Below are 20,216 nucleotides of genomic sequence, written 5' to 3' on the forward strand. Positions count from 1 at the left end.
GCGGGTGTGTGTCGTCCACCTACGGAGATCGTAGTAGCCCTGGAGCGAACCTGGCAGCCCTCCTGGGTCACGCGAGACCGGTCCGCATCGCCAGATCTACCCGGGTACACGCAGAGTTCTGCGGGCACGACACTCGGCAAGATCCGGACGTTCCTCGACCTCGCGGGGGCTATTGGACGCCGCCACTAGGCTAAGCGATCGTGGAGCGTACGAAGACCAGGGTCGCTGTCACAGGCGTCGGCGGCGGAGTCGGACAAAGCATCATCAAGGCGCTTCAGGGCACTGAGTACGAGGTCGTGGCACTTGACGGCGAAATCCTCGCAACCGGGTTGTACAGCGCGCAGACCGCCCGGTTGATCCCGTACGCGACCGCGCCCGACTACGTCGAGGAACTCATCCGCATCTGCCAGGACGAGGGCTGCACGGTGCTGTTCCCGGGGCTCGACGCGGAACTCGAGATCCTGAGTCGCAGCCGCGACCGCTTCGCGGCCGAGGGCATCACGGTCGTGGTCAGCAGGCCCGAGGTCGTCGCGTTGAGTAACGACAAGCAGCTCACCTACACCGAGCTGACGGCGCTCGGTGCCCTGGTCCCCCGCACCGTCGATCTCAGCGCGACACCGTTCGACGAGGTGGACCTCGACTACCCAATGGTGCTCAAGGAACGCGTCGGGGGATCGCGATCGCTGAACCTCTATATCGTGCGCGACCGGCACGAAGTCGACAGCCTGAGCTTCCGCGGCGTCGATCTGACCGCGTACATCGCTCAGGAGTACATCGAAGGCGACGAATACACGTGCGGCTCCGTCACCCTCGACGGCACCTGCCGTGGCGTGATCGTTATGCGCCGAATCCTCCGGGACGGCGACACCTACAAGTGCTTCACGGTGCGTGATGTGTCGATCGAAGCCGAGGTGGGCCGGCTGGTCCAGGCGCTCGGGCCGTTCGGGGCGTGCAACGTCCAGCTCCGAGTACGCGACGGCCTCATCTACGTGTTCGAGATCAACGCCCGCTGCTCGGGGACGACGGGTGCCCGCGCCCTCTCCGGATTCAACGAGCCGAAGGCGATCCTCGATTTCCTCGTGAGCGGTGTCGACCCCGTGTTCGAGGTCACCGAGCAGACGGTGCTCCGCTACTGGAAGGAGCTGGTCGTCGAGAACACTCTCATCGAGGAGTTGCGCAGCAGCGGCCGGCTCCGCCGCCCGGCTCCGACACCCCTATGACGCTCCTCACGGGGGGTGGCGCCCTCGCGGAGGCCTACGTCGCGCAGTTCGGCGGACGGGTCGTGTCCGCGCGTTCTCTCGCGGACGACGACCTCATTCCGGCACTCGAGCAGGCTGAGGTTGTGGTGCACAACGCCGCCCTCATCCGGGCCGACTCGCAGGAGGAGCTTCTGACAGCGAATCTCGGGCTCACGGCGCGCATCGTGACACTCCTGGAGCGATGGAACCCGGGCGCGCGACTGCTCTCGATCGGCAGCATGAGCTACCTCGACCTTGGCGATTCGCGTTCCTATGCACCGCTCGACAGCTTGGGACCGTACGCGCGATCGAAGTACCTCGCCGAGCGCGCCGTGCTCGACTCGAGCCTCGAGACGGCCTACTCGATTCGGATGTCGACGCTCTTCTACGGCAATCCCACCCGCGATGGACTCTCGCAACTTGTGAGCGACGCGGCGACCACGGGCCGTGTGACCCTGACCGACGGCGGTGCCGCCGCACGCGATTTCCTGCCGCTGCACGCCGCCGCCGGGTACCTTCACCGCATGGCGGTGGGATCGCTTCCGGCGGGACCGACCGTGAACCTCGCGACCGGACGCCGCACCTCGTTCCTCGATGTCGCGCGGCATCTAGCCGCGCGACTCCCACAGCTCGAGATTGCCGACCGGCCCGCAACGTCCCCGGCCGCGCCCGTGCTTGCGGACTTCGATCTCCGCGACGTCACGGCGATCGGCCTCGTCGGCCCTCGATGGGAGGACGCCGTGGCCGACTACCTGGAGCGTCTCCTCTCATGAGGATCGCGGTGTTCAGCGACGTGCATGGGAATTTGCCGGCGCTCGAGGCAGTGATCGGCGACGCGGGCGAAGTCGACGGTTACGTGTGTCTCGGCGACGTCGTCAACTACGGGCCATGGTCGGACGAGTGCGTGGACGTGGTCGCCGCGCTGAAGAACAGCGTGTACCTGGCGGGCAACCACGAGGTGGCGTTTTCGACCGGCGCGTACCCGGGCACGAACCCGATCGCCCGCGCGTTCTTCGACCACTGTTATCCGGCCTTCACTCGGCAGGACATCATCCGCGACCTCCCGACGACGGCCGAACTCTACGGCTTCGAGTTCCGCCACACGATCGACGATCGCTACGTCTACCCGGATTCTGTCCTTACCCTGACCGCCGACTCTGTGATCGGGCACTCTCATCACCAGTTCGTGGTCGAGGACTCGGGTTTCCGGCTGGTTAACCCGGGAAGCGTCGGGCAGAACCGCCGGTATATCAATATCGCCAACTACCTCCTGCTGGAGACCGACACGATGACGTTCGAGCCCCGCGCTCTGCGCCACGACATCGACCTCGTGATCGCGGAAATGCGACGGCGCGACTACCCGGAGGAGTGTCTCGCGTACTACGAGAGCAAGGAGCGTTGGATCACGAGCGACCCGCTTCCCGGTTTCCGTCCGTTCTCGGCGAACTGACGAGCACCATGTCCTCGGGTGGACGGCCGGCGCGCGAGATGTCGCGCCGGCGTGACGACATCCAGGGAGTCCGCGCCGTGGCTGTGCTGCTCGTGCTCGGCTACCACCTGGCTCCAGGAGCGGTTCCGGCGGGCTTCGTCGGCGTGGACGTGTTTTTCGTGCTCTCGGGGTTCCTCGTCACGAGTCTCCTGGTTGACGGCGGCGGCACCCTGCGCGGTCTGGGCCGCTTCCTGGTGCGCCGTGCTCGCCGCCTGCTGCCCGCAGCCGGGATCGCGCTCGCCGCGACGCTTCTCGCGGGCCTCATCGTCCTGCCGCGGAGCCGCTGGAACGACCTCGCGACCCAAGTGATCGCGTCGAGCCTCCAGGTCGAGAACTGGTTCCTCATCGTCACCGGGCGGGAGTATTCGGCGGATCACTCCCCGAGCGCCGTGCAGCACTTCTGGTCGCTCTCGGTCGAATGGCAGACCTACCTGCTCTGGGTCGCGCTGTTCGCACTCGTGGGTCTCACCCGGCTTGCGGGCCGGCGCAGACTGACGACTGTCATCGTGGGGGTCATCGCCATCCTGAGCCTCGCGGCGACCGTGACGGTCGGCTTCGGATGGCCGAGCGCGACCTATCTCGCAACCCCGGGGCGGATCTGGCAGTTCGGGGCCGGGGCGCTGCTGGCGCTGTTCCCGAGTCCGCCCCTGCGCAGCGCCGCCCGTGAGGTGCTCGCCGCGAGCGGTCTCGCGGCGATCGTGGCGAGCGCGTTCCTGCTCGACCCGGCCACGCATCCGGGGCTGCCAGCGCTCGCCCCGGTGCTCGGCACGTGCGCCGTCCTGGTCGCGGGCGCGGGCGACTCGGCGACGGCGACGGGGCGCGCGCTGTCCGTGCGACCGCTCACCTGGATCGGCGATCGTTCGTACGAGATCTACCTTTGGCACTGGCCGATCCTGGTGCTGCTCGTATCGCTATCCGGCCATCCTGCGGGACCGCTGTCGGTGATCGCGATCCTCGTCGCGACGCTCGTGATCTCGTCGGTCTCCCTGCGCTGGATCGACGACCCCCTTCGCCGTCGCCTCCCGCTCCGCCCGGCTCTGGCCCTCGTGGCGACCTGCGCGCTTCTCGGCCCCGCGATCGCGACCCCGGTCGTCGTTTCCACGGCCGTGCTACGGAGCCAGCTCGAGACCGCGCTTGATCCCGATCACCCCGGCGCCCTCGCACTCGATCCTGGCGCGGCGGCGCTCGTGCCCGAGGCGACGATGGTCCCCGACGTGCGCGTGGCGGTCGACGACTACGGCGACCCGGGTCCTGACTTGCGATGCCTGCGGCCCGCGGTCGACCCGGTCCCGTGCGCCTACGGAGACGTCGACGCGGACCGGGTTCTCGTGCTTGCCGGCGACTCGCACGCCTGGCAATGGCTGCCGACCCTCGACCTGTTCGGCACCCGGCAGGGCTGGCGCATCGAGACCCTGGTCCGCCCCTCCTGCCCGCTCGCCCCGACCCAGGTCGACGTGCCAGGGATCGGCGACGACGGTCAGTGCGCCCTCTGGCGGGAGAATGCCATCAACTTGCTCGTGCGCGAGAAACCAGATGTCGTGCTGGTCGGCGGTCTCACCCCGGACGGCTACGAGACCATCGACTACCACGTGGATGATCTGGATGCCTTCGTCCACGGCTACATCGACGTCTGGGATCGACTGGCTAGCGCCGGTATTCGAGTTGGGGCGTTTCGCGACACCCCGTACTTCCCCCAGGACGTGCCCGCGTGCGTCTCAGAGTCGCCCAACGACCCCGACCGCTGTGCGGGTGTGCGCGCGGAGGTGCTCGACGTGCATCCGGACCCGATCGTGATCGCGGCACAGGAGTCTGACACTGCGCTGATCGACCTGTCCGACGCGATCTGCCTCCCCGCGACGTGCCCAGTCGTCGTCGGCAATGTCTTGGTCTATCGCGATCGGCACCACCTCACGGCCACCTACGGCCGAACTCTCGAACCCGCGCTCGCCCGCGAGCTTGCCCGGCTCGGCCTCCTCGGCTAGAGCGGCGAAGCGATCGCGACGAGCCCCTCGGCCACCACCTCGGTGGAGCCGTCGGTTAACACCCACCCGGAGCCAGGTCGCAACCGCTGCCCAGCAACTTTCGTAGGCCCGATTGCAACCACGATCGCAGGCGCCTCGACAGCTGCCGAAGCCCCTGCACTGAGAATCCTGAGCTGCCAGCCCGCTCCCGGCGGGGCGAAGGTAGACACCCCACCTTGGACCTTCGGAAGGAGTCTCGGGGCCGCGGACGCCCGGAAGTCCAGCACCGCCACCAGTTCGGCGACATCCACGTGCTTGGGGGTGAGACCGCCGCGCAGCACGTTGTCGGACGGGCCCATCAGCTCGATCCCGAGCCCTTCCTGATACGCGTGGATGTTTCCCGCCGGCAGATAGAGCGCCTCGCCCCGCCGCAACACGACGGTGTGCAGCAGCAGCGAGATCGCGATCCCCGGGTCGCCCGGGAACGCCTGGACGAGCTCACGCACGGTGCGCCACGACTCGCCCGTAGCCCCAGCGGCGGCCGCCGATACCTCGCCCACCACACTCGCAACCTCCGGGGTCCCCGACAGCAGCCACTCGAAGACCGGGCGGATATCGGCATCCCAACGCAGCCCCGGGAGGAGGTGCCCGACCCCACCAGCAGCCAACACGGCACGGGTCTCGGCGACGGGGCGAAACCCGCACAACGCGCGAAACCGGTCACTCAGCGCGTAGATCATCTCAGGCTTGGCATACGGATCTTTGTAGTTGCGATTCGGCGCATCGAGCGGGATACCCGCGGCGTTCTCGCGTGCGAAACCGTCCTGCGCCTGCTCGGTCGTGGGATGGGCCTGAAGAGACAGTGATGACGCGGCAGCGAGGATCTTCATCAGGAACGGCAGGTCGCCGACGACATCCCTCAGCGACCCTTCCCGGCCGACCAGACGCGACGGCGAGCCCGGGTGCGTGCCAAACCAGAGCTCGGCTTCGGGGCGCCCAGACGGTGCCCGACCCTGCAGCTCGGCGATGGCCGTGGTAGAACCCCACGTGTAATCGCGCGGTTCATTGGTGATCTCCACGAACATCGCACACCTCCATCCCGCCGCTCTTGCACCAAAGTACCAACGGCATAGGCCACGCCACGCGCAGGCTCGTAGGCTCCGGATATGGAATTCAGCACGCTCACCAGCGACTTCTACGGCTTCGAGAACGGACTCGCCGACAACGAGAAGGAGCTGCTGGTGAAATTGCGGCACTGGCTCGAAACCGAGGTCAAGCCGATCGTCAACGACCACTGGGCTCGGGCGGAGTTTCCGATGATGTTGGTGAAGGGTCTCGCCGATCTCGGCATCTTCGGGATGCCGTGGGAAGAGACCCGCCCTTTCGAGAACACTGCGGTCTTCCGGGGCTGGGTCGCCCTCGAACTCGCGCGCGTCGACGCCTCGGTCGCGACACTCGTCGGCATGCAGAACGGCCTCGTGATGGGAGCCATCGGGGTCGCCGGCTCGACCGAACAGCGCGCCGAATGGCTGCCCAAGTTCGCGACCGGCGAATGGTTGGGATGCTTCGCCCTCACCGAGCCACTGTCGGGCTCCGACTCCGCTCAGGGACTTCGCACGGTCGCGGAGCGCGATGGTGATGACTGGGTGATCAGCGGTTCCAAGCGTTGGATCGGCAACGGCACGATTGCGTCGCACTCGATCGTCTGGGCGAAGAGTTCCGAAGACGGTCAGGTGAAGGGTTTCCTGGTTCCGACGTCGACGCCCGGCTGGTCGGCATCCAAAATCGAAAACAAGCAGGCGCTTCGGATCGTGCAGAACGCCGACATCACCCTCGACAAGGTGCGGGTTCCCGAGGCGAACCGCCTGCAGAACGGCAACTCGTTCCGCGACACGGCCGCCGTGCTGCGTCTCACTCGCGCCGAGGTTGCCTGGGCTGCCGTCGGAAACTCGATCGGCGCCTACGAGGCCGCCGTGAAGTACGGGTCGGAGCGCATCCAATTCGGCAAGACGATCGACGGTCACCAGCTCATCCAGGAGCACTACGCGAAAATGCTCGGCAACATCACCTCGTCGATCGCGCTCTGCACGCGGGTCTCGGCAATGCTCGATGAGGGCATCCAGAGAGATGAGCACGCGGCGCTCGCGAAAGAGTTCACCACCTCGCGGATGCGCGAAACCGTGGCCTGGGCACGAGAGAGCATGGGCGGCAACGGCATCGTGCTCGACTACGACGTGATGCGGCACTTCGCGGATGCCGAGGCGCTGTACTCGTACGAAGGAACCCGGGAGATGAACACCCTCATCGTCGGTCGCGCGATTACCGGCAAAGCTGCGTTCGTCTGAAACCCAGGACCGCTAACCTGAGCGAATGACCACGGCCGGGGCGAGCGCATACCGCCGCACGCTGGCCATTGCCGGTATCTTCACGCTGATGTCGGGTGACACCTGGCGTTACATGCTCACCTGGTGGGGCTGGGGTGCGATCGTCCTGATCCTCACCGTGCTCGGAATCATTGAGCTGGTACGCAGCCGCATCGACCTGCGCCGGCTGCCCATCCTGCTCCTGGCCACCCTCGCCCTGATGGCGCTTTCGATCGCCTGGTCGAATTATCGATTCGAGAGCGTGATCGGCGTCGTCGCGATGGCCGTCACGACGACGTTCGCGGTGTTCCTCGCGACCTGCTTCACGTGGGACCAAATTGTCGATGCCCTCGTATTCACGACACGTTTCATCCTCGGCGTCTCGCTCCTCTTCGAGCTCTACGTTGAGGTCTTCGTCGGCTACCCCATGCTGCCGTTCTTCGTCAACTACCACTCGCTGCCGATCATCCCCGCGGCGTTCTACTGGTCGCAGGCGCTGCTGTTCGACGGCGGTCGCATTCAGGGCATCCAAGGCAACGCGAACCTCCTGGCGATTACCGCCCTGATCGCCCTCATCGTCGGCTTCGCGCGGTCGATCGCCGGACGCGGCAACCGCCTCGGCCTGATCTTCTGGTCGATCGTCGGCGTCGCGGTGCTGCTCCTGACCCGGTCGAGCACCGTGCTGATCGCAACCGTCGCGGTCGGGGTTGTCACCCTCGTCGCGTGGTTCGCTCGTCGCGGCTCGGGTCGACGGCGAACGATCACGCTCGTCGCGTTCGTCCCGTTCCTTGCGGCCGTCGTCGCGACCGCCGTGGCATTCCGCGAGCCCCTGCTCGACCTGCTGGGCAAGAGCGATGACCTCTCCCACCGGCTCGACATCTGGGCGTCGGTCGCGAATCTCGCCATCGAACACCCTGTCGCGGGCTGGGGGTGGGTGAGCTATTGGGCGCCCTGGGTGGAACCGTTCCGTCACCTCGCGGTGTTCAACGGCGTCACCTATCTGCAGGCCCACAACGCCTGGCTCGACATCTTCTTGCAGCTCGGGATCATTGGGCTCGTCGTGATGGGGCTGTATGTGCTCACCACCATCATGCGTAGCTGGTCATACGCCCTCGATGGACCGCGCGCGAATGCTCTCCTGCCGTTGGCAATCGTTACCGCACTGCTCGTGCAGTCTCTCGCTGAGAGCCGACTGCTGATCGAGATCGGCTGGGCCCTTCTGGTGATCGTCAGCATTCGAACGGCGACGAATCGTTGGGCTCGCGGCGACAGTGGCGGGGCGCCGATCACCGCTCCGGTCGCGACGCGCTCTCTCTAAACGGTCGTAGCGCGCGACCAGCGCCGGATGACGAAGATGGTCTGAGCGGTCACCGAGACCATCTCGCCGATCGCGAGGCCCCAAGCACCGCCCGCCGCGCCGAACAGCCCGGCGAGCACCAGAATGGCCGGCACCCCGGCGGTCGCCCCCAGGATGACGCACACCAGAAAGTCGCGACGGGCGCCCAGCGCAACGAGAATGACGCGGCCGAGGGCGGTGCCGACCGCGATCCCCAGAGTTGCGACCCCGAACCCCAGGGCAGTGAACTCGTCGATCGCCACGGCGGGTCCGAAGAGCAGCGAGGTCAAGAGCGGGCCGAGAGTAGCGAAGGCCACGAATCCCATCACCCCGAGTCCGAGGTGGGCTAACACCGCGAGACGTGCTCGTGGCGGGAAGCGGGCGTGCCCGGCCTCCACCACCCAGCCCTGAGCCGCGTTGCCGAGCGCCGACGCGGCGTACTGACTCATCCGGTAGAACTTGTCGCCCGAGACGTAGGTCGCGGCTTGGGCGACGGTGGCCATTGCGCTGACGAACGTCACAGCCAGGGCGTTGTACGCACCCCCGGCGACCTCGATCGCCATCGCCGAACCGTTGCGGCGCAGCATCCGTCCGACCTCACCGCGCGCCCCCCGATGGTCCCGTAACCCGCCGATCGTGCGGACCGTGAAGATGGCCGTGCTGACGAGTGAGGCGACGATCAGCAGGAGCGGATACCAGAACACGACGCCGGTGGTCACCAGCAGCGCCGCCGCGGCGAGGGTGGCCACCATCCGAGGTGCGATCTCATAGCGCACCAGCAGACCGGCCTTGCCAACGCCGACCATGTACCAGGCGGCGGAGAGCCCGCTCACGGCGAGCGCGACCGTCATCAGAGCGGATTCGAGCACATGACCGGGAGGTGCCACCATCGACGCGACAACCACGGCTGCCGCGGTGAACGGCAGGAACATCACGAGCCGAACCGGAAGGCTTTCGCGCAGAACATCTGCACGATCCCCCGGCTGGGCACGAGCCACCATCGTGGGCCCGACGGTGTTGTAGCCGAGCGATATGAAGAGTGCGGCAAACGCTCCGGCCGACTGCCCGACGGCGATCGCCAGCCAAGAGTCGGCCCCCGCCAGACGGGAGAGCAGCGGCAGGAAGAGGAAGGGTGTGACCAGGGAGAGGAACGGCAATCCCGCGAAAGCGACCACGCGGCGCATGAAGCCGCCGTTCTCGCTGCGACGGTGATCGAGGTCGCCGTCGGCAGGTTGAGCGCCGTCGTCCCTCACCGTCCACAGCGTAGCCGTCCGACCCGGCCGTGCCGGAGAGGCCCGAAGTGACCGGATAACATGGCCGGTGTGTCTGTCGCGCATCCCACCGCCGATGTTGCCGACTCGGCGGTCATCGGTGAGGGTTCGAAGGTTTGGCACTACGCCCAGGTGCGCGAAGGTGCGCGCCTCGGGCGCAACTGCATCATCGGTCGCGGGGCCTACATCGGCACCGGCGTCGAACTCGGCGACAACTGCAAGGTGCAGAACTACGCGCTGGTCTACGAACCCGCGAAGCTCGGCAACGGCGTCTTCATCGGACCGGCCGTCGTGCTCACCAACGACCATTTCCCGCGCGCCATCAACGGCGACGGATCGCTGAAGTCGGCCCACGACTGGGAGCCGGTCGGCGTCACCATCCACGAAGGTGCCTCGATCGGCGCGAGTGCGACCTGCGTGGCTCCCGTCACGATCGGGCGTTGGGCCCTGGTCGGATCCGGCGCCGTCGTGGTCAAAGACGTTCCCGACTTCGCCCTCGTCGTGGGCAGCCCGGCACGCCGGGTCGGCTGGGTGGGCAAGGCCGGAGTTCCGCTTGAGTCCGCGCCGAACGACGAGTGGATCTGCCCGCAGACCGGCGAACGCTACCTCGAGACCAATGGCGCCCTGAAAGAGGCTGATTCATGAACGACTTCATCCCCCCGGCCAAGCCCATCATCGGCGAAGACGAGATCGACGCGGTAACGCGGGTCATGCGCAGCGGCATGGTCGCGCAAGGCCCCGAGGTCGCCGCTTTCGAGCGCGAGTTCGCCGCACACTTCGTCGACGGTCGTCCCACGGTCGCCGTGAATTCGGGTACTGCGGGCCTGCACCTCGGCCTGCTGGCCGTCGGAGTCGGACCCGGCGACGAGGTCATCGTGCCGTCCTTCACGTTCGCCGCGACCGGCAACTCGGTCGCACTTACCGGGGCCACCCCGGTGTTCGCCGACATTGAGCCCGCGACCTTCACCCTCGATCCCGCCTCGGTCGAAGCCGCGATTACTCCGCGCACCAAGGGCATCATGCCCGTGCATCTCTACGGTCACCCGGGCCGGATGACGGAGCTGGGTGAGATCGCGAAACGTCACGGCATCGCGATCTACGAGGATGCGGCCCAGGCCCACGGCGCGAAGCTCGACGGCCGGTCGGTCGGCACGTTCGGGGAGTTCGCGATGTTCAGCCTCTACCCCACCAAGAACATGACGAGTGGCGAAGGCGGGATGGTCACCGTCTCGACCGAGGAGTTCGCGCGCCGCGTGCGGCTGTTCCGCAATCAGGGCATGGAGAAGCAGTACGAGAACGAGGTCGTCGGCTTCAACGCGCGCATGACCGACATCCACGCCGCGATCGGTCGCGTGCAGCTCACCAAGGTGGATGCCTGGACGGCGACTCGGCAGGCCAACGCCGCGTTCCTCGACGCGCACCTCTCCGGCGTAGTCGTGCCGCCCGTGATGCCGGGCGCCGAGCACGTTTACCACCAGTACACGATCCGTGTGCCCGAGGGCCGCGACGCGTTCGTCACCGCGCTCCGTGAAGAGCACCAGATCGGCAGCGGCGTCTACTACCCGATCCCGAACCATCGGCTCCCGTCACTCGCTTCCTATGCGCCCGGGCTCGATCTGCCTGAAACGGAGCGTGCCGCGCGCGAGGTCGTCTCACTCCCGGTGCACCCGTCACTGAGCCAGGGCGACCTCGAGCGCATCGTCGAAGCCGTGAACGCGCTCGCGAAGGCGGGCTCCTGATGTCGCTTCGGGCCGGTCTCGTCGGTCTCGGGGTGATGGGTCGCAACCACGCGCGGGTGCTCGGCTCCCTCTCCGGTGTCGAGTTTGTCGGCATCTCCGACCCGGCGCCGAACGTGCCCGAGTCGGTCGAGGGCCGCCCGGTCGTTCACGATCTCGAAGACCTGATTGCGATCGGCATCGATTACGCGGTCGTCGCGGCTCCGACCGTCTTTCACATGGAGATCGGCACGCGTCTCGCGGAGGCCGGAATCCACGCCCTCATCGAGAAGCCGGTTGCCTCGACCGCCGAAGACTCGCGCACGCTGCGCGACTTGTTCGCCGCCAAGGGACTGATCGGCGGCGTCGGCCACATTGAGCGGTACAACCCTGCGTTGCAGGGCGCCCGGCAGCGCCTCGAAGACGGGATGCTCGGCGAGATCTACCAGATCGCGACGCGGCGGCAAGGTCCATTCCCGGGGCGCATCGCCGACGTCGGCGTCATCAAGGATCTCGCGTCGCACGACATCGATCTCACGGCCTGGGTCGCCCAGCACGAGTTCGTTTCGGTCAACGCCCGCACCGCGCACCGAAGTGGGCGCCCGCACGAAGACATGGTGCTCGCCGTAGGCACCCTGAGCGACGGAACGATCACCTCACACGTCGTGAACTGGCTCACCCCGTTCAAAGAGCGCCTGACGGTCATCACCGGCGAGAACGGCGTACTCGTCGCCGACACGCTCAACGCCAACCTCACCTACTACGAGAACGGCCGCATCGAGGTCTCGTGGGACCCGGGCGAGTTCCGCGGCGTCTCGGAGGGCGACTCGACGCGGTACGCGCTCGATCGCAAGGAGCCTCTGCTCGCCGAGCACGAAGCGTTCCGCGACTCGGTACTCGCTGGTGAGCCCCGCGGCATCGTCACCCTCGAGGAGGGTGCACGCGTCGTCGAGATCGCCGAGCGGATGCTCGCGGACGGGCTGTCGACCCGACTCGAATGAGCGTCAGATCCCGAGCGACCGCACCTGCTCGGGGGCCGGGTAGGAGATGAGCACGGCCCGGTGTTTGCCGTTAAGCACGAACATGCTGCCGGCCGCGACAGCGGAGGCACCAGCTTCGAGCGCGGTGCGGAAGTCGTCGAAGGCGGAGGCCCCGCCTAGCGCGACGACAGGGACCGTGACTGCGGACGCCACGGACTCGACGAGCTTGAGGTCGTAGCCGCTGAAGGTGCCCTCGCGGTCAATCGAGGACACGATGATCTCCCCCGCGCCCAGCTCTTGAGCGCGGAGAGCGGCCTCGGCGGGCGTAAGCCCCACGCGCTTCGAAGCGCGACGGATGAAGGTGTCCCAGCCGCCGGTCATCCTCTTCTTCGCGTCGATGCTCACGACTGTGCTGGACGCGCCGAGGGCCGTCGAGATCTCGGTGATCGACTCGGGTCGCGTGAAGGCGACGGTATTCAGCACGACCTTCTCGATGCCGATCCCGGTGATGCGTCGGGCATCGGCGACCGAGGTGATGCCTCCCCCGTAGGCGACCGGCATAAACGCTTCACTCGCGATGTCCTCGATGAGCCCGTAGTTGACCCCCGTACCCCTCACCGAAGCGTCGATATCGCAGATGACCAGTTCGTCGACCTGCTTCTCGTTGAAGATCCGCACCGCGTTGATCGGGTCGCCGACGTACTTGTCCCCGGCGAAGCGCACCGGCTTTACCAGGTATCCATCGCTCACCAGGAGCACGGGGATTACCCGCGGGAAAACGTTCATAGCTGCGCGAAGTTGCCGAGGACGGTCATCCCGAAGGCGTGGCTCTTCTCAGGATGGAACTGGGCTCCCATGACGTTACCCGCGCGGATCATCGAGGCGAAAGGGACCCCGTACTGCGTCGTCGCCAGCACATCCTCGTCGCGATCGGGGACGACGCGGTAGCTGTGCACGAAATAGAAGCGACTGTCGTCGGCAAGTCCGGTGATGAGTGGATCGTCGCGAGACGGGTTGGCGTAGTTCCATCCCATGTGCGGCACCCGGATTCCGCTCGCTTCGCTGAACCGCCGGCTCACGCCGGGGATGAGGCCAAGGCCGGCCGTGACACCCTCCTCGCTCGAATCCAGCAGGAGCTGCATCCCGAGGCAGATACCGAGCATCGGGCGACCGGTTGCCACGAAGTCGCGGAGAGCCTCGACGAGTCCCTGATCTCGCAAGAGATCCATGCCGGCGTCGAAGGCTCCGATCCCGGGCAACAGAACCCTTTCGCTCGCGGCGACCTCTGCAGGCGTGCTCACCCGACGCGACGCAGCTCCAACGCGCTTGAGCATGTTCGCGACGGAGCCCAGGTTTCCGAGCCCGTAGTCGATGATCGAGACCTCACTCACCGACCACCACCTGCCTCCGGACTAGCCGGTAACTCTTCGAGCTTTAGATGCTAGCGCCCCGCGAGCTGGCCGAGGCTGACCGACCTGGTCGATAGGCTGTGGCGGATGACTGACCTCGACGTGGCCCGCCCTCGGCTGGACGCGCTGACCGGCCTTCGCTGGCTCGCCGCCTTTTGGGTATTCGGCTACCACATGGCCGTTTTCGGGTCGCTGCCGTACCCGTTCGACCAGCCAAACCGGCTTGGCTTTCTCGGCGTGACATTCTTTTTCGTGTTGTCGGGCTTCGTTCTGACCTGGTCGATGAGGCCGTCTCTGCCCATTAGCACGTTCTACCTGCGCCGCTTCGCCCGCATCTGGCCGTCCCACATGGTCGCGCTTCTGCTCGCGATTCCCGTGTTCTACACGCTGTCGGCCGACCCCGACCACAGCTGGGTCAAGACGTTCAGCATCCCGATCCTGCTGCTCTCGGTCGTCCTCCTCCAGGGTTTCAGCCGCAACCCCGAAATCCTCTTCTCCGGCAACCCGGCGGCGTGGACGCTGAGCTGCGAAGCGCTGTTCTACGCCATCCACCCTTTCCTGGGAGCACTCCTGCGCCGCGCGAATCGCCGTGGGGCGCTCGTCATCGCGGCAGTGACCGTCGCCGTCGCATTCGGATACCGGGCACTCACGCAGACGGGTCCTGACGGCTGGGCTAGCGGAGTGCCGCTGCCGTTCGAACACGTCCCCGAGTTCGTACTCGGCATGGCGATCGCCTGGGCGTTCGCGCGAGGATGGCGTCCTAGAGTCGCCGTCTGGGCCGCCTGGCTCGCGTTCGCCGCCATCATCGGGTGGCTCACCGTCGGTCCTTCCCTCGAGTTCGGGGTGCTGTCCGAGCTCGCTGGCCGGTTCTCGAACGAGTTCGCGACCGTGGCGTGCGCGCTGCTCATCGTCGCGATAGCCGGGAATGCCCTCCGAGGGCGACGGAGCTGGCTCGAGCATCCCGTGATGGTTCGCCTTGGCAACTGGTCGTACGCCTTCTACCTGGTGCACGCCACAGTCATGTACGCCGTGCTCAACGTAATCGGCGCACCCCGCGGCCCTGGCTGGAGCAACTTGGTCTGGGGCGCTGGGATCTTCGCAGTCGCACTCGCGCTCGCCGGCGCAATCCATCACTGGGTCGAGACCCCGGCGGAGCGTGCCATCCGTGGATGGAAGGAGCGTCGCGACCTCAACCGCACGAGCGGTCGAGGGATTGTCTGACCCGCAGGGCGGTCAGGCTCAGCCGATGCCGCGCATGTTGTTCCAGCCGGAGTCGATCTGGCGGTTACCCAACCATGACCCGTCTCCGCTTCCGCGGTAGAGGAACAGGCGCCCGTCGGGGAGCCGCGCGAGCACGTCGGTGCCGCCCTTGCCATCCCAATTTCCCGGGCTGAAGATCGTGACGAAACTAGACCACCCGATTCCGATGAGGCGGGGGGACTGCCACACACCCGCGCCGTTCGTCGGGTAGAGCCAAAGCGACCCGTCTGCGGTTCGGGCGATGACGTCGGCACCGCCGGACCCGTCGAAGTTGCCGGCGTTGAAGATCTCGGTGAACGGAGCCCAGCCGATCCCGATCTTCACGCCGTTGTTCGAGAGCCATCCCCCAGCGCCGTTGCCGCGGTAGTACCAGAGGTCTCCCGCCTGGTCGCGCACGACGACGTCCTGCTTGCCATCTCCGTCGAAGTCCATCCCGAACGCGCGATTGATCCCGCCCCAATCCCGTCCGATTACGATCGGAGCCCCGAGACCGCCAGCGCCGTCGCCTGGGTAGAGCTCGAATATCCCGTTCGCGATCCGGCCAACGTCGGGGTGGCCGTCGCCGGTGAAGTCACCAAGTGTGACCGTCATGGATGCAGCACCCCACCCGGTGACGAGAGTCGAGATTTCCTGATGCATCCCGCCCTCGCCGTCGCCGCGGAACAGGCGTAGGTCTCCCGCCGGGGTCACCCCGAGCACATCACGGTCGCCATCGCCATCGAGGTCCCCCGCCCCACCCGGCTGCGGCGACACCGCGTCGGGTGTTGGGGTCGGCGTAGGCGTCGGAGTCGGAGTCGGCGTCGGAGTCGGAGTCGGAGTCGGCGTCGGCGTCGGCGTTGGCGTTGGCGTTGGCGTGACGGGTTTGAGCGTGCCAGGAGCGTCACCCGGACCCACGATGACGCGCATCGAGTCCCAACCCACTCCGATCGCACCAGAGGAGGTGATGGCGCCGGCGCCGACACCCGAGAAGAGATAGAGGACACCGGCCCCATCCCGCGCGATCAGGTCGGGGATGCCGTCTCCCGAGAAGTCGCCTACGGAATAGACGCCCGTCATCCCGCTCCATCCGACGCCGATTCGGATCGGCGGCTTGAAGGTGGAGTCGCATGCCCCGGGATAGAGCATGAGATCCCCGTTGGAACGACGCGTGACCAGGTCGCCGCAGCCGTCACCGTTGAAGTCGCCGGGGCCGGCGAGGAGGGTCGTCGAGTTGAACCCCGTCGCTATCTGGATTTGCGACCCGAACGTGCCGTTTCCCATACCCGGCCACAGCCACAGCCGCCCGACGGAATCCGTTGTGAACACATCGGCGAAACCATCGCCGTTGAAGTCGCCCGCGTACACGATCGAGGCCGCATCCGACCAATCGACGGCAAGGCTCCGCACCACGGGATACTCGAGAGTGCCGTCGCCCGCGTAGAAATAGGCATGCCCCCCGCCGTCGACCCCGATGACGTCTCGGTAGCCGTTGTTGTCGAAGTCGCCCACCCCGACGAGCGTCTTGATACCCTCCCAGCCCGGGCCGAGGCTCACACGCGGCTTCCAGCTGCCTCGACCGCTCCGAGGGTAGGCCCACATCTCCCAGTTGCCATCGATGGCAATCAGGTAGTCGGCGCCAGCCGTCGTCGTGATGAACTCCTCACCGCGCGTGTTGCCGAACCACTCGGTGTAGAAGCGCCAGAAGTTACGGTTACCGTACGTCGAGCACTCGTCACCGGTGCCATACAGATTGGCGAGGGCCGCGTCGTCGGGCTGGTAAGGCGTGTAGTTGTAGAGGGCGGCCGTCGCGTAGTTCTGGACCGCGAGATTTGTGCCCCCGCACGAGGCGTTCGGCGAATATTGCACGAATTGCGGCCCAGGTTGGCGGGCGAAGCGGTTCGCCATGTAGGCCTTGAGCTGGCGCGTGCCGGAGACGATCTGTTTGCCCAGTCCTTCGAAAGCGACGTCGCAGGGTGCGGTATCGGGGCAGGCCAAGCCCATCGCGTGGTTAAGAGCCCAGTCCCTCGGCGCGTTGCTTGTGACGAGTCCCTGCTCCTTTTGGAGCGTCACGAGGATGACCTTTGCCGAAATTCCACATGCAACCTGAACCGTGTAAATGAGATCGGCGGCGCGATAGTCGCCCGCGGGGATTGCGTCGCACACGACTTTGCCGGAGCCCGTCGACGACACTTCTCGCGCGCGTCCCGCGTAAGGGATCACCGCGACGTTGAGGCAGCGACCGTTGCTGCACGTGCCGATGCGGGCTTGCAGGAAGTCCTGGATCTCGGACGCGGTCATTGCCGCGGCGTCGTAGAACAGCGAGTCGGCGATGATCAGCTCGGGATCGAATTGTGAAGCGGTCAGGACAGTCGGCGCTACGATCGCCGACGGTGGGGAAATGATGGTGCCGAGTGGGATCGCGAGGGAGAGAGCGAGCAGGCCCCCAAGCCACCGCCGTGTCATCGCCACCCCCGCGTCGTCGTCCCGAACACTATACGTACAGGATGGGCTGAGATCTCGGAGTCAGAGCCGACCGAGTCGAGCGATATGGGAGTGGGCGAGCCTGCCCGACGGTATCGTGGGACCCCGTGGAGACTCTCTGGTCGGCATTGACCCGCCGTCGACACACGGGGCCGTGAAGCTGCTCGTTACCGGAGCGGCGGGCCTCGTCGGTGGCGCCATCGCACGGCGGGCCATTGACCTCGGTCACGACGTCATCCGAGTCTGGAATTCCGCGCCGATCCCGGCCCTGTCCGGCGCATATGACGTCCGCTGCGACCTCGGGAACCCTTCGGCGGTGTCCTCGCTGCCCTCCGATGTCACCGCCGTGATCCACGCGGCTGCGCGCATCCCCGCGGGCGACTGGTCCGATGAGGCCGCGGCCGCGGTCAACCGCCGCACCGACGACACACTGCTCCATCACTACCGCTCCTTCGGAGGAGCCTGGGTCTACGTGTCAAGCGTCGCGCTGGAGTCTCCGGAGCTGCGCGAGACCAGCTCCTACGCGCGGGAGAAGGCCGCCACCGAGGAAAGTACGACGCTCGCATTTTCGGACCGGGCACGCAGCATCCGAATCAGCTCGCCGTACGGCCCGGGGATGCGGCATCTGAATGTCCTGCGGCGGTTCGTGGAAGCAGCACGCGCGGGCGACCCGATCACCATCTTCGGAAGCGGCGAACGCACGCAGGACTTCGTTCACGTGGATGACATCGCGACCGCTGCCATCGCCGCCGCTGAGTTCGCCGGAGGCGAGCCGGTCGTCGTCGCCTCCGGCGAACCGGTCACGATGATCGAACTCGCTCGTCTGATCGTGAGGATCTGCGGCTCACACTCGACCATCAAGTACGCAGACGAACCCGACCCTCAAGAACAATTCCGGGCGGACTACGACCTCGGTCCTGCACTGGACTCCTTCGACTGGTCGCCGTCGATCCGCCTAGAGACAGGTCTGCGATCTTTGGTCGAGGCGATGTGAGAGTCGCCCTGTTCTCGGACGTGCATGGGAATGCCGTCGCGCTCCACCAACTTCTCAAGGAGCCTGGGTTCGCCTCCGCGGACGTGAGGGCGTTCCTCGGCGATGCTGTGGGCTACTTCCCTGCGGGGGCGGAAGTCGTCGAGATCTTGCTTTCGACCGCCGACATCGGAGTGCAGGGCAATCACGACGCGATGATCACGGGCGTGCTGCCGATCGACCCCGTCGCGGATGAGGTCTACCGCCTCACCGAGCAGCTCACGTCGCTCCCCGACCTGGCCCGGTCCTACCTCGAGGAACTCCCCCTCACGGCGGAATTGGGCGGTGCGCTTCTCGTGCACGGGAGCCCGAGCGACCCGCTGCTCGGGCGCCTCTACGCCAACACGCCCGATGGTGAAATCGGCGACCTGACGAACCCCTTCGTTTTCGTCGGCCAAACTCACCGACCCTTTATCCGTCGGGTCGGATCTTCGACCCTCGTTAACATCGGGTCGGTCGGGCTGCCCCGCGATGGCACAGGACACGGCTGTTACGCTGTCTGGGATTCCGCGAGCGGCGAAGTACAGGTGCACCCGTTCGCACTCGATGGGAGGGCCATCCTCTCGGAGTATCCCGACGTGCATCCCGATGTACGCGCACGGATCGCGGAGCGGTGATTGTCGGCACGACCGGAGGACGGCAGACGGTGTTGAACATTCTGGTGACCGGCGCTGGGGGCGGTGGCGTCGGCGAACAGCTGATCAAGACCGTGCGCCTCTCCGGGATCGAAAGCCGAATCGTGGCCACGGACACGTCGAGGGTAAGCACCGCGACAGTGAACGCGGATGCCTTCGCGGTGGTCCCGATTGCGCGCAACGAGAGCTACCTCAACGAACTCCTCGCCCTCAGCGAGCGCGAGGGGATCGACGTGCTCTTGCCGGGCTCGGAGGCTGAACTTCGGGTGATCAGCGACAACCGCGAGCACTTCGAACGGCTCGGCATCTTCTTGCCGATCAACCCGAAGTCGGTTATCGATCTCAGCCTCGACAAGAGCCGTACTGCTGAGTTCTTTACCGAGCACGCTCTCGCTTTCCCCCGGAGCGCGACGATCACGAGCGCCGAAGACCTCGAGCGCGTGGACTTCCTGCCCGCGGTCTTGAAGCCCTCGATCGGCGGTGGCGGATCAGCCAACATCATGCTCGCCCAGTCGCTCGACGAACTACGGGTCTTCGGGCAGTACCTGCTCCGTATTTACCCGGAGTTCGTCGTGCAGGAGTACGTCGGCACCGAAGAGTCCGAATACACCGTCGGCGTACTGCTCGACATGGATGGCGGGCTCGTGAACTCGATCGCGATGCGCAGGATCATTCGCAGCGGTCTCGGTGCCAAGCTCCGCGTGGCAAACCGCACGGCACGAGGGGAGCTCGGCGAGTACCTCGCAATCAGCAGTGGCATCTCTCAGGGCGAGTTCGTCGCTCCCTTCGAACTCAACCGCGAATGCGAACGGATCGCGGTGGAGCTGGGCGCGAGAGCCGCCATCAACATCCAATGTCGTTGGGTCGACGGCCAAGCCATCGTGTTCGAAGTCAACCCGCGTTTCAGTGGCACCTCGTCGAGTCGAGCGCTTGTCGGCTATAACGAACTGGCGGTGCTGTTGCGAGCACGCTTCGAGGGTATCGAGCCGGAGCGCGGTTTCGCCTATCGTCACGGCTACGTGCTCCGCGGGCTCCAGGAGCGTTTCGTGCCGGTGGCTGGCTAGGGACG

18 protein-coding genes are annotated in these 20,216 nt (G+C 66.4%); 13 read left to right on the forward strand and 5 right to left on the reverse strand.

Going from position 1 to position 20,216, the window contains the following annotated elements:
* Nucleotides 1–200 precede the first annotated feature (200 nt).
* Genes ABIR17_RS02440 through ABIR17_RS02455 form a run of 4 tightly spaced genes read left to right on the forward strand, consistent with a single transcriptional unit; the run spans nucleotide 201 to nucleotide 4,709 of the window.
* A complete protein-coding gene (locus ABIR17_RS02440) occupies nucleotides 201–1,220 on the forward strand; it encodes an ATP-grasp domain-containing protein (protein ID WP_348002771.1) in 1,020 nt (339 codons plus the stop codon).
* Nucleotides 1,217–2,011 carry an NAD-dependent epimerase/dehydratase family protein gene (locus tag ABIR17_RS02445; RefSeq protein WP_348002772.1) on the forward strand — a complete coding sequence of 265 codons (795 nt, stop codon included), beginning with the start codon at nucleotides 1,217–1,219 and terminating at the stop codon, nucleotides 2,009–2,011. Before ABIR17_RS02440 ends, ABIR17_RS02445 begins: the two co-directional genes overlap by 4 nt.
* The gene (locus tag ABIR17_RS02450; RefSeq protein WP_348002773.1) at nucleotides 2,008–2,688 is read left to right on the forward strand and encodes a metallophosphoesterase family protein; all 681 of its coding nucleotides are present in this window, start codon (nucleotides 2,008–2,010) and stop codon (nucleotides 2,686–2,688) included. Before ABIR17_RS02445 ends, ABIR17_RS02450 begins: the two co-directional genes overlap by 4 nt.
* Before the next feature lie 38 nt (nucleotides 2,689–2,726).
* Nucleotides 2,727–4,709: an acyltransferase family protein gene (locus ABIR17_RS02455; RefSeq protein ID WP_348002774.1), complete on the forward strand. Its 1,983-nt coding sequence runs from the start codon at nucleotides 2,727–2,729 to the stop codon at nucleotides 4,707–4,709.
* On the opposite strand, the gene manA is transcribed toward ABIR17_RS02455, so the two are convergent.
* Nucleotides 4,706–5,773, reverse strand: coding sequence for a mannose-6-phosphate isomerase, class I (manA, locus tag ABIR17_RS02460; protein WP_348002775.1), 1,068 nt, complete (start codon nucleotides 5,771–5,773; stop codon nucleotides 4,706–4,708). The two genes, ABIR17_RS02455 and manA, sit on opposite strands and share 4 nt — an antisense overlap.
* A gap of 81 nt (nucleotides 5,774–5,854) precedes the next feature.
* Here manA and ABIR17_RS02465 point away from each other — a divergent pair, with 81 nt between their 5' ends.
* Both ABIR17_RS02465 and ABIR17_RS02470 read left to right on the forward strand, forming a co-directional pair.
* On the forward strand, nucleotides 5,855–7,033 hold the full coding sequence (locus ABIR17_RS02465; RefSeq protein WP_348002776.1) for an acyl-CoA dehydrogenase family protein: 1,179 nt from the start codon (nucleotides 5,855–5,857) through the stop codon (nucleotides 7,031–7,033).
* Nucleotides 7,034–7,058: 25 nt separating this feature from the next.
* Nucleotides 7,059–8,369, forward strand: coding sequence for an O-antigen ligase family protein (locus ABIR17_RS02470; protein ID WP_348002777.1), 1,311 nt, complete (start codon nucleotides 7,059–7,061; stop codon nucleotides 8,367–8,369).
* Here ABIR17_RS02470 and ABIR17_RS02475 read toward each other — a convergent pair.
* Complete coding sequence (locus tag ABIR17_RS02475; protein WP_348002778.1) at nucleotides 8,366–9,640, reverse strand: polysaccharide biosynthesis protein; 1,275 nt, start codon at nucleotides 9,638–9,640, stop codon at nucleotides 8,366–8,368. The genes ABIR17_RS02470 and ABIR17_RS02475 overlap by 4 nt on opposite strands.
* 60 nt (nucleotides 9,641–9,700) lie before the next feature.
* Between ABIR17_RS02475 and ABIR17_RS02480 the strand changes: the two genes are divergently transcribed.
* From ABIR17_RS02480 to ABIR17_RS02490, 3 genes are read left to right on the forward strand one after another with little or no spacing between them, the layout of a single operon-like run.
* Nucleotides 9,701–10,303: an acyltransferase gene (locus ABIR17_RS02480; RefSeq protein WP_348002779.1), complete on the forward strand. Its 603-nt coding sequence runs from the start codon at nucleotides 9,701–9,703 to the stop codon at nucleotides 10,301–10,303.
* Nucleotides 10,300–11,397 carry a DegT/DnrJ/EryC1/StrS family aminotransferase gene (locus ABIR17_RS02485; protein WP_348002780.1) on the forward strand — a complete coding sequence of 366 codons (1,098 nt, stop codon included), beginning with the start codon at nucleotides 10,300–10,302 and terminating at the stop codon, nucleotides 11,395–11,397. Before ABIR17_RS02480 ends, ABIR17_RS02485 begins: the two co-directional genes overlap by 4 nt.
* Nucleotides 11,394–12,374, forward strand: coding sequence for a Gfo/Idh/MocA family oxidoreductase (locus tag ABIR17_RS02490; RefSeq protein WP_348002824.1), 981 nt, complete (start codon nucleotides 11,394–11,396; stop codon nucleotides 12,372–12,374). Before ABIR17_RS02485 ends, ABIR17_RS02490 begins: the two co-directional genes overlap by 4 nt.
* Nucleotides 12,375–12,377: 3 nt before the next feature.
* Here the strand turns inward: ABIR17_RS02490 and ABIR17_RS02495 are convergent, their stop codons facing one another.
* Both ABIR17_RS02495 and hisH read right to left on the reverse strand, forming a co-directional pair.
* Nucleotides 12,378–13,139, reverse strand: a complete 762-nt coding sequence (locus ABIR17_RS02495) for an AglZ/HisF2 family acetamidino modification protein (RefSeq protein ID WP_348002781.1) — start codon at nucleotides 13,137–13,139, stop codon at nucleotides 12,378–12,380.
* Entirely contained in the window at nucleotides 13,136–13,744 is a 609-nt protein-coding gene (gene hisH, locus ABIR17_RS02500; protein ID WP_348002782.1) for an imidazole glycerol phosphate synthase subunit HisH, read from the reverse strand. The genes ABIR17_RS02495 and hisH overlap by 4 nt, the downstream gene beginning before the upstream one ends.
* Before the next feature lie 105 nt (nucleotides 13,745–13,849).
* Between hisH and ABIR17_RS02505 the strand changes: the two genes are divergently transcribed.
* Entirely contained in the window at nucleotides 13,850–14,983 is a 1,134-nt protein-coding gene (locus ABIR17_RS02505) for an acyltransferase (RefSeq protein ID WP_348002783.1), read from the forward strand.
* An 18-nt stretch (nucleotides 14,984–15,001) separates the two neighbouring features.
* Here the strand turns inward: ABIR17_RS02505 and ABIR17_RS02510 are convergent, their stop codons facing one another.
* Complete coding sequence (locus ABIR17_RS02510; protein ID WP_348002784.1) at nucleotides 15,002–17,464, reverse strand: VCBS repeat-containing protein; 2,463 nt, start codon at nucleotides 17,462–17,464, stop codon at nucleotides 15,002–15,004.
* 172 nt (nucleotides 17,465–17,636) lie between these two features.
* On the opposite strand from ABIR17_RS02510, the gene ABIR17_RS02515 reads away from it, so the two are divergent.
* From ABIR17_RS02515 to ABIR17_RS02525, 3 genes are read left to right on the forward strand one after another with little or no spacing between them, the layout of a single operon-like run.
* Complete coding sequence (locus ABIR17_RS02515) at nucleotides 17,637–18,476, forward strand: NAD(P)-dependent oxidoreductase (protein WP_348002785.1); 840 nt, start codon at nucleotides 17,637–17,639, stop codon at nucleotides 18,474–18,476.
* Nucleotides 18,473–19,129: a metallophosphoesterase family protein gene (locus ABIR17_RS02520; RefSeq protein WP_348002786.1), complete on the forward strand. Its 657-nt coding sequence runs from the start codon at nucleotides 18,473–18,475 to the stop codon at nucleotides 19,127–19,129. The genes ABIR17_RS02515 and ABIR17_RS02520 overlap by 4 nt, the downstream gene beginning before the upstream one ends.
* 29 nt (nucleotides 19,130–19,158) lie before the next feature.
* Nucleotides 19,159–20,211 carry an ATP-grasp domain-containing protein gene (locus tag ABIR17_RS02525; protein WP_348002787.1) on the forward strand — a complete coding sequence of 351 codons (1,053 nt, stop codon included), beginning with the start codon at nucleotides 19,159–19,161 and terminating at the stop codon, nucleotides 20,209–20,211.
* Nucleotides 20,212–20,216: the final 5 nt, after the last annotated feature.

This window comes from Pseudolysinimonas sp., from assembly GCF_039912695.1.
In the GTDB taxonomy this organism is placed as follows: domain Bacteria; phylum Actinomycetota; class Actinomycetes; order Actinomycetales; family Microbacteriaceae; genus Pseudolysinimonas_A.

Excerpts from the sequence above, each read along its gene's own strand:
- ABIR17_RS02445 (WP_348002772.1), top strand. The coding sequence starts at position 1,217 with ATGACGCTCCTCACGGGGGGTGGCGCCCTCGCGGAGGCCTACGTCGCG.
- ABIR17_RS02450 (WP_348002773.1), top strand. The coding sequence starts at position 2,008 with ATGAGGATCGCGGTGTTCAGCGACGTGCATGGGAATTTGCCGGCGCTC.
- ABIR17_RS02455 (WP_348002774.1), top strand. The coding sequence starts at position 2,727 with ATGTCGCGCCGGCGTGACGACATCCAGGGAGTCCGCGCCGTGGCTGTG.
- manA (WP_348002775.1), bottom strand. The coding sequence starts at position 5,773 with ATGTTCGTGGAGATCACCAATGAACCGCGCGATTACACGTGGGGTTCT.
- ABIR17_RS02465 (WP_348002776.1), top strand. The coding sequence starts at position 5,855 with ATGGAATTCAGCACGCTCACCAGCGACTTCTACGGCTTCGAGAACGGA.
- ABIR17_RS02470 (WP_348002777.1), top strand. The coding sequence starts at position 7,059 with ATGACCACGGCCGGGGCGAGCGCATACCGCCGCACGCTGGCCATTGCC.
- ABIR17_RS02480 (WP_348002779.1), top strand. The coding sequence starts at position 9,701 with ATGGCCGGTGTGTCTGTCGCGCATCCCACCGCCGATGTTGCCGACTCG.
- ABIR17_RS02485 (WP_348002780.1), top strand. The coding sequence starts at position 10,300 with ATGAACGACTTCATCCCCCCGGCCAAGCCCATCATCGGCGAAGACGAG.
- ABIR17_RS02495 (WP_348002781.1), bottom strand. The coding sequence starts at position 13,139 with ATGAACGTTTTCCCGCGGGTAATCCCCGTGCTCCTGGTGAGCGATGGA.
- ABIR17_RS02505 (WP_348002783.1), top strand. The coding sequence starts at position 13,850 with ATGACTGACCTCGACGTGGCCCGCCCTCGGCTGGACGCGCTGACCGGC.
- ABIR17_RS02510 (WP_348002784.1), bottom strand. The coding sequence starts at position 17,464 with ATGACACGGCGGTGGCTTGGGGGCCTGCTCGCTCTCTCCCTCGCGATC.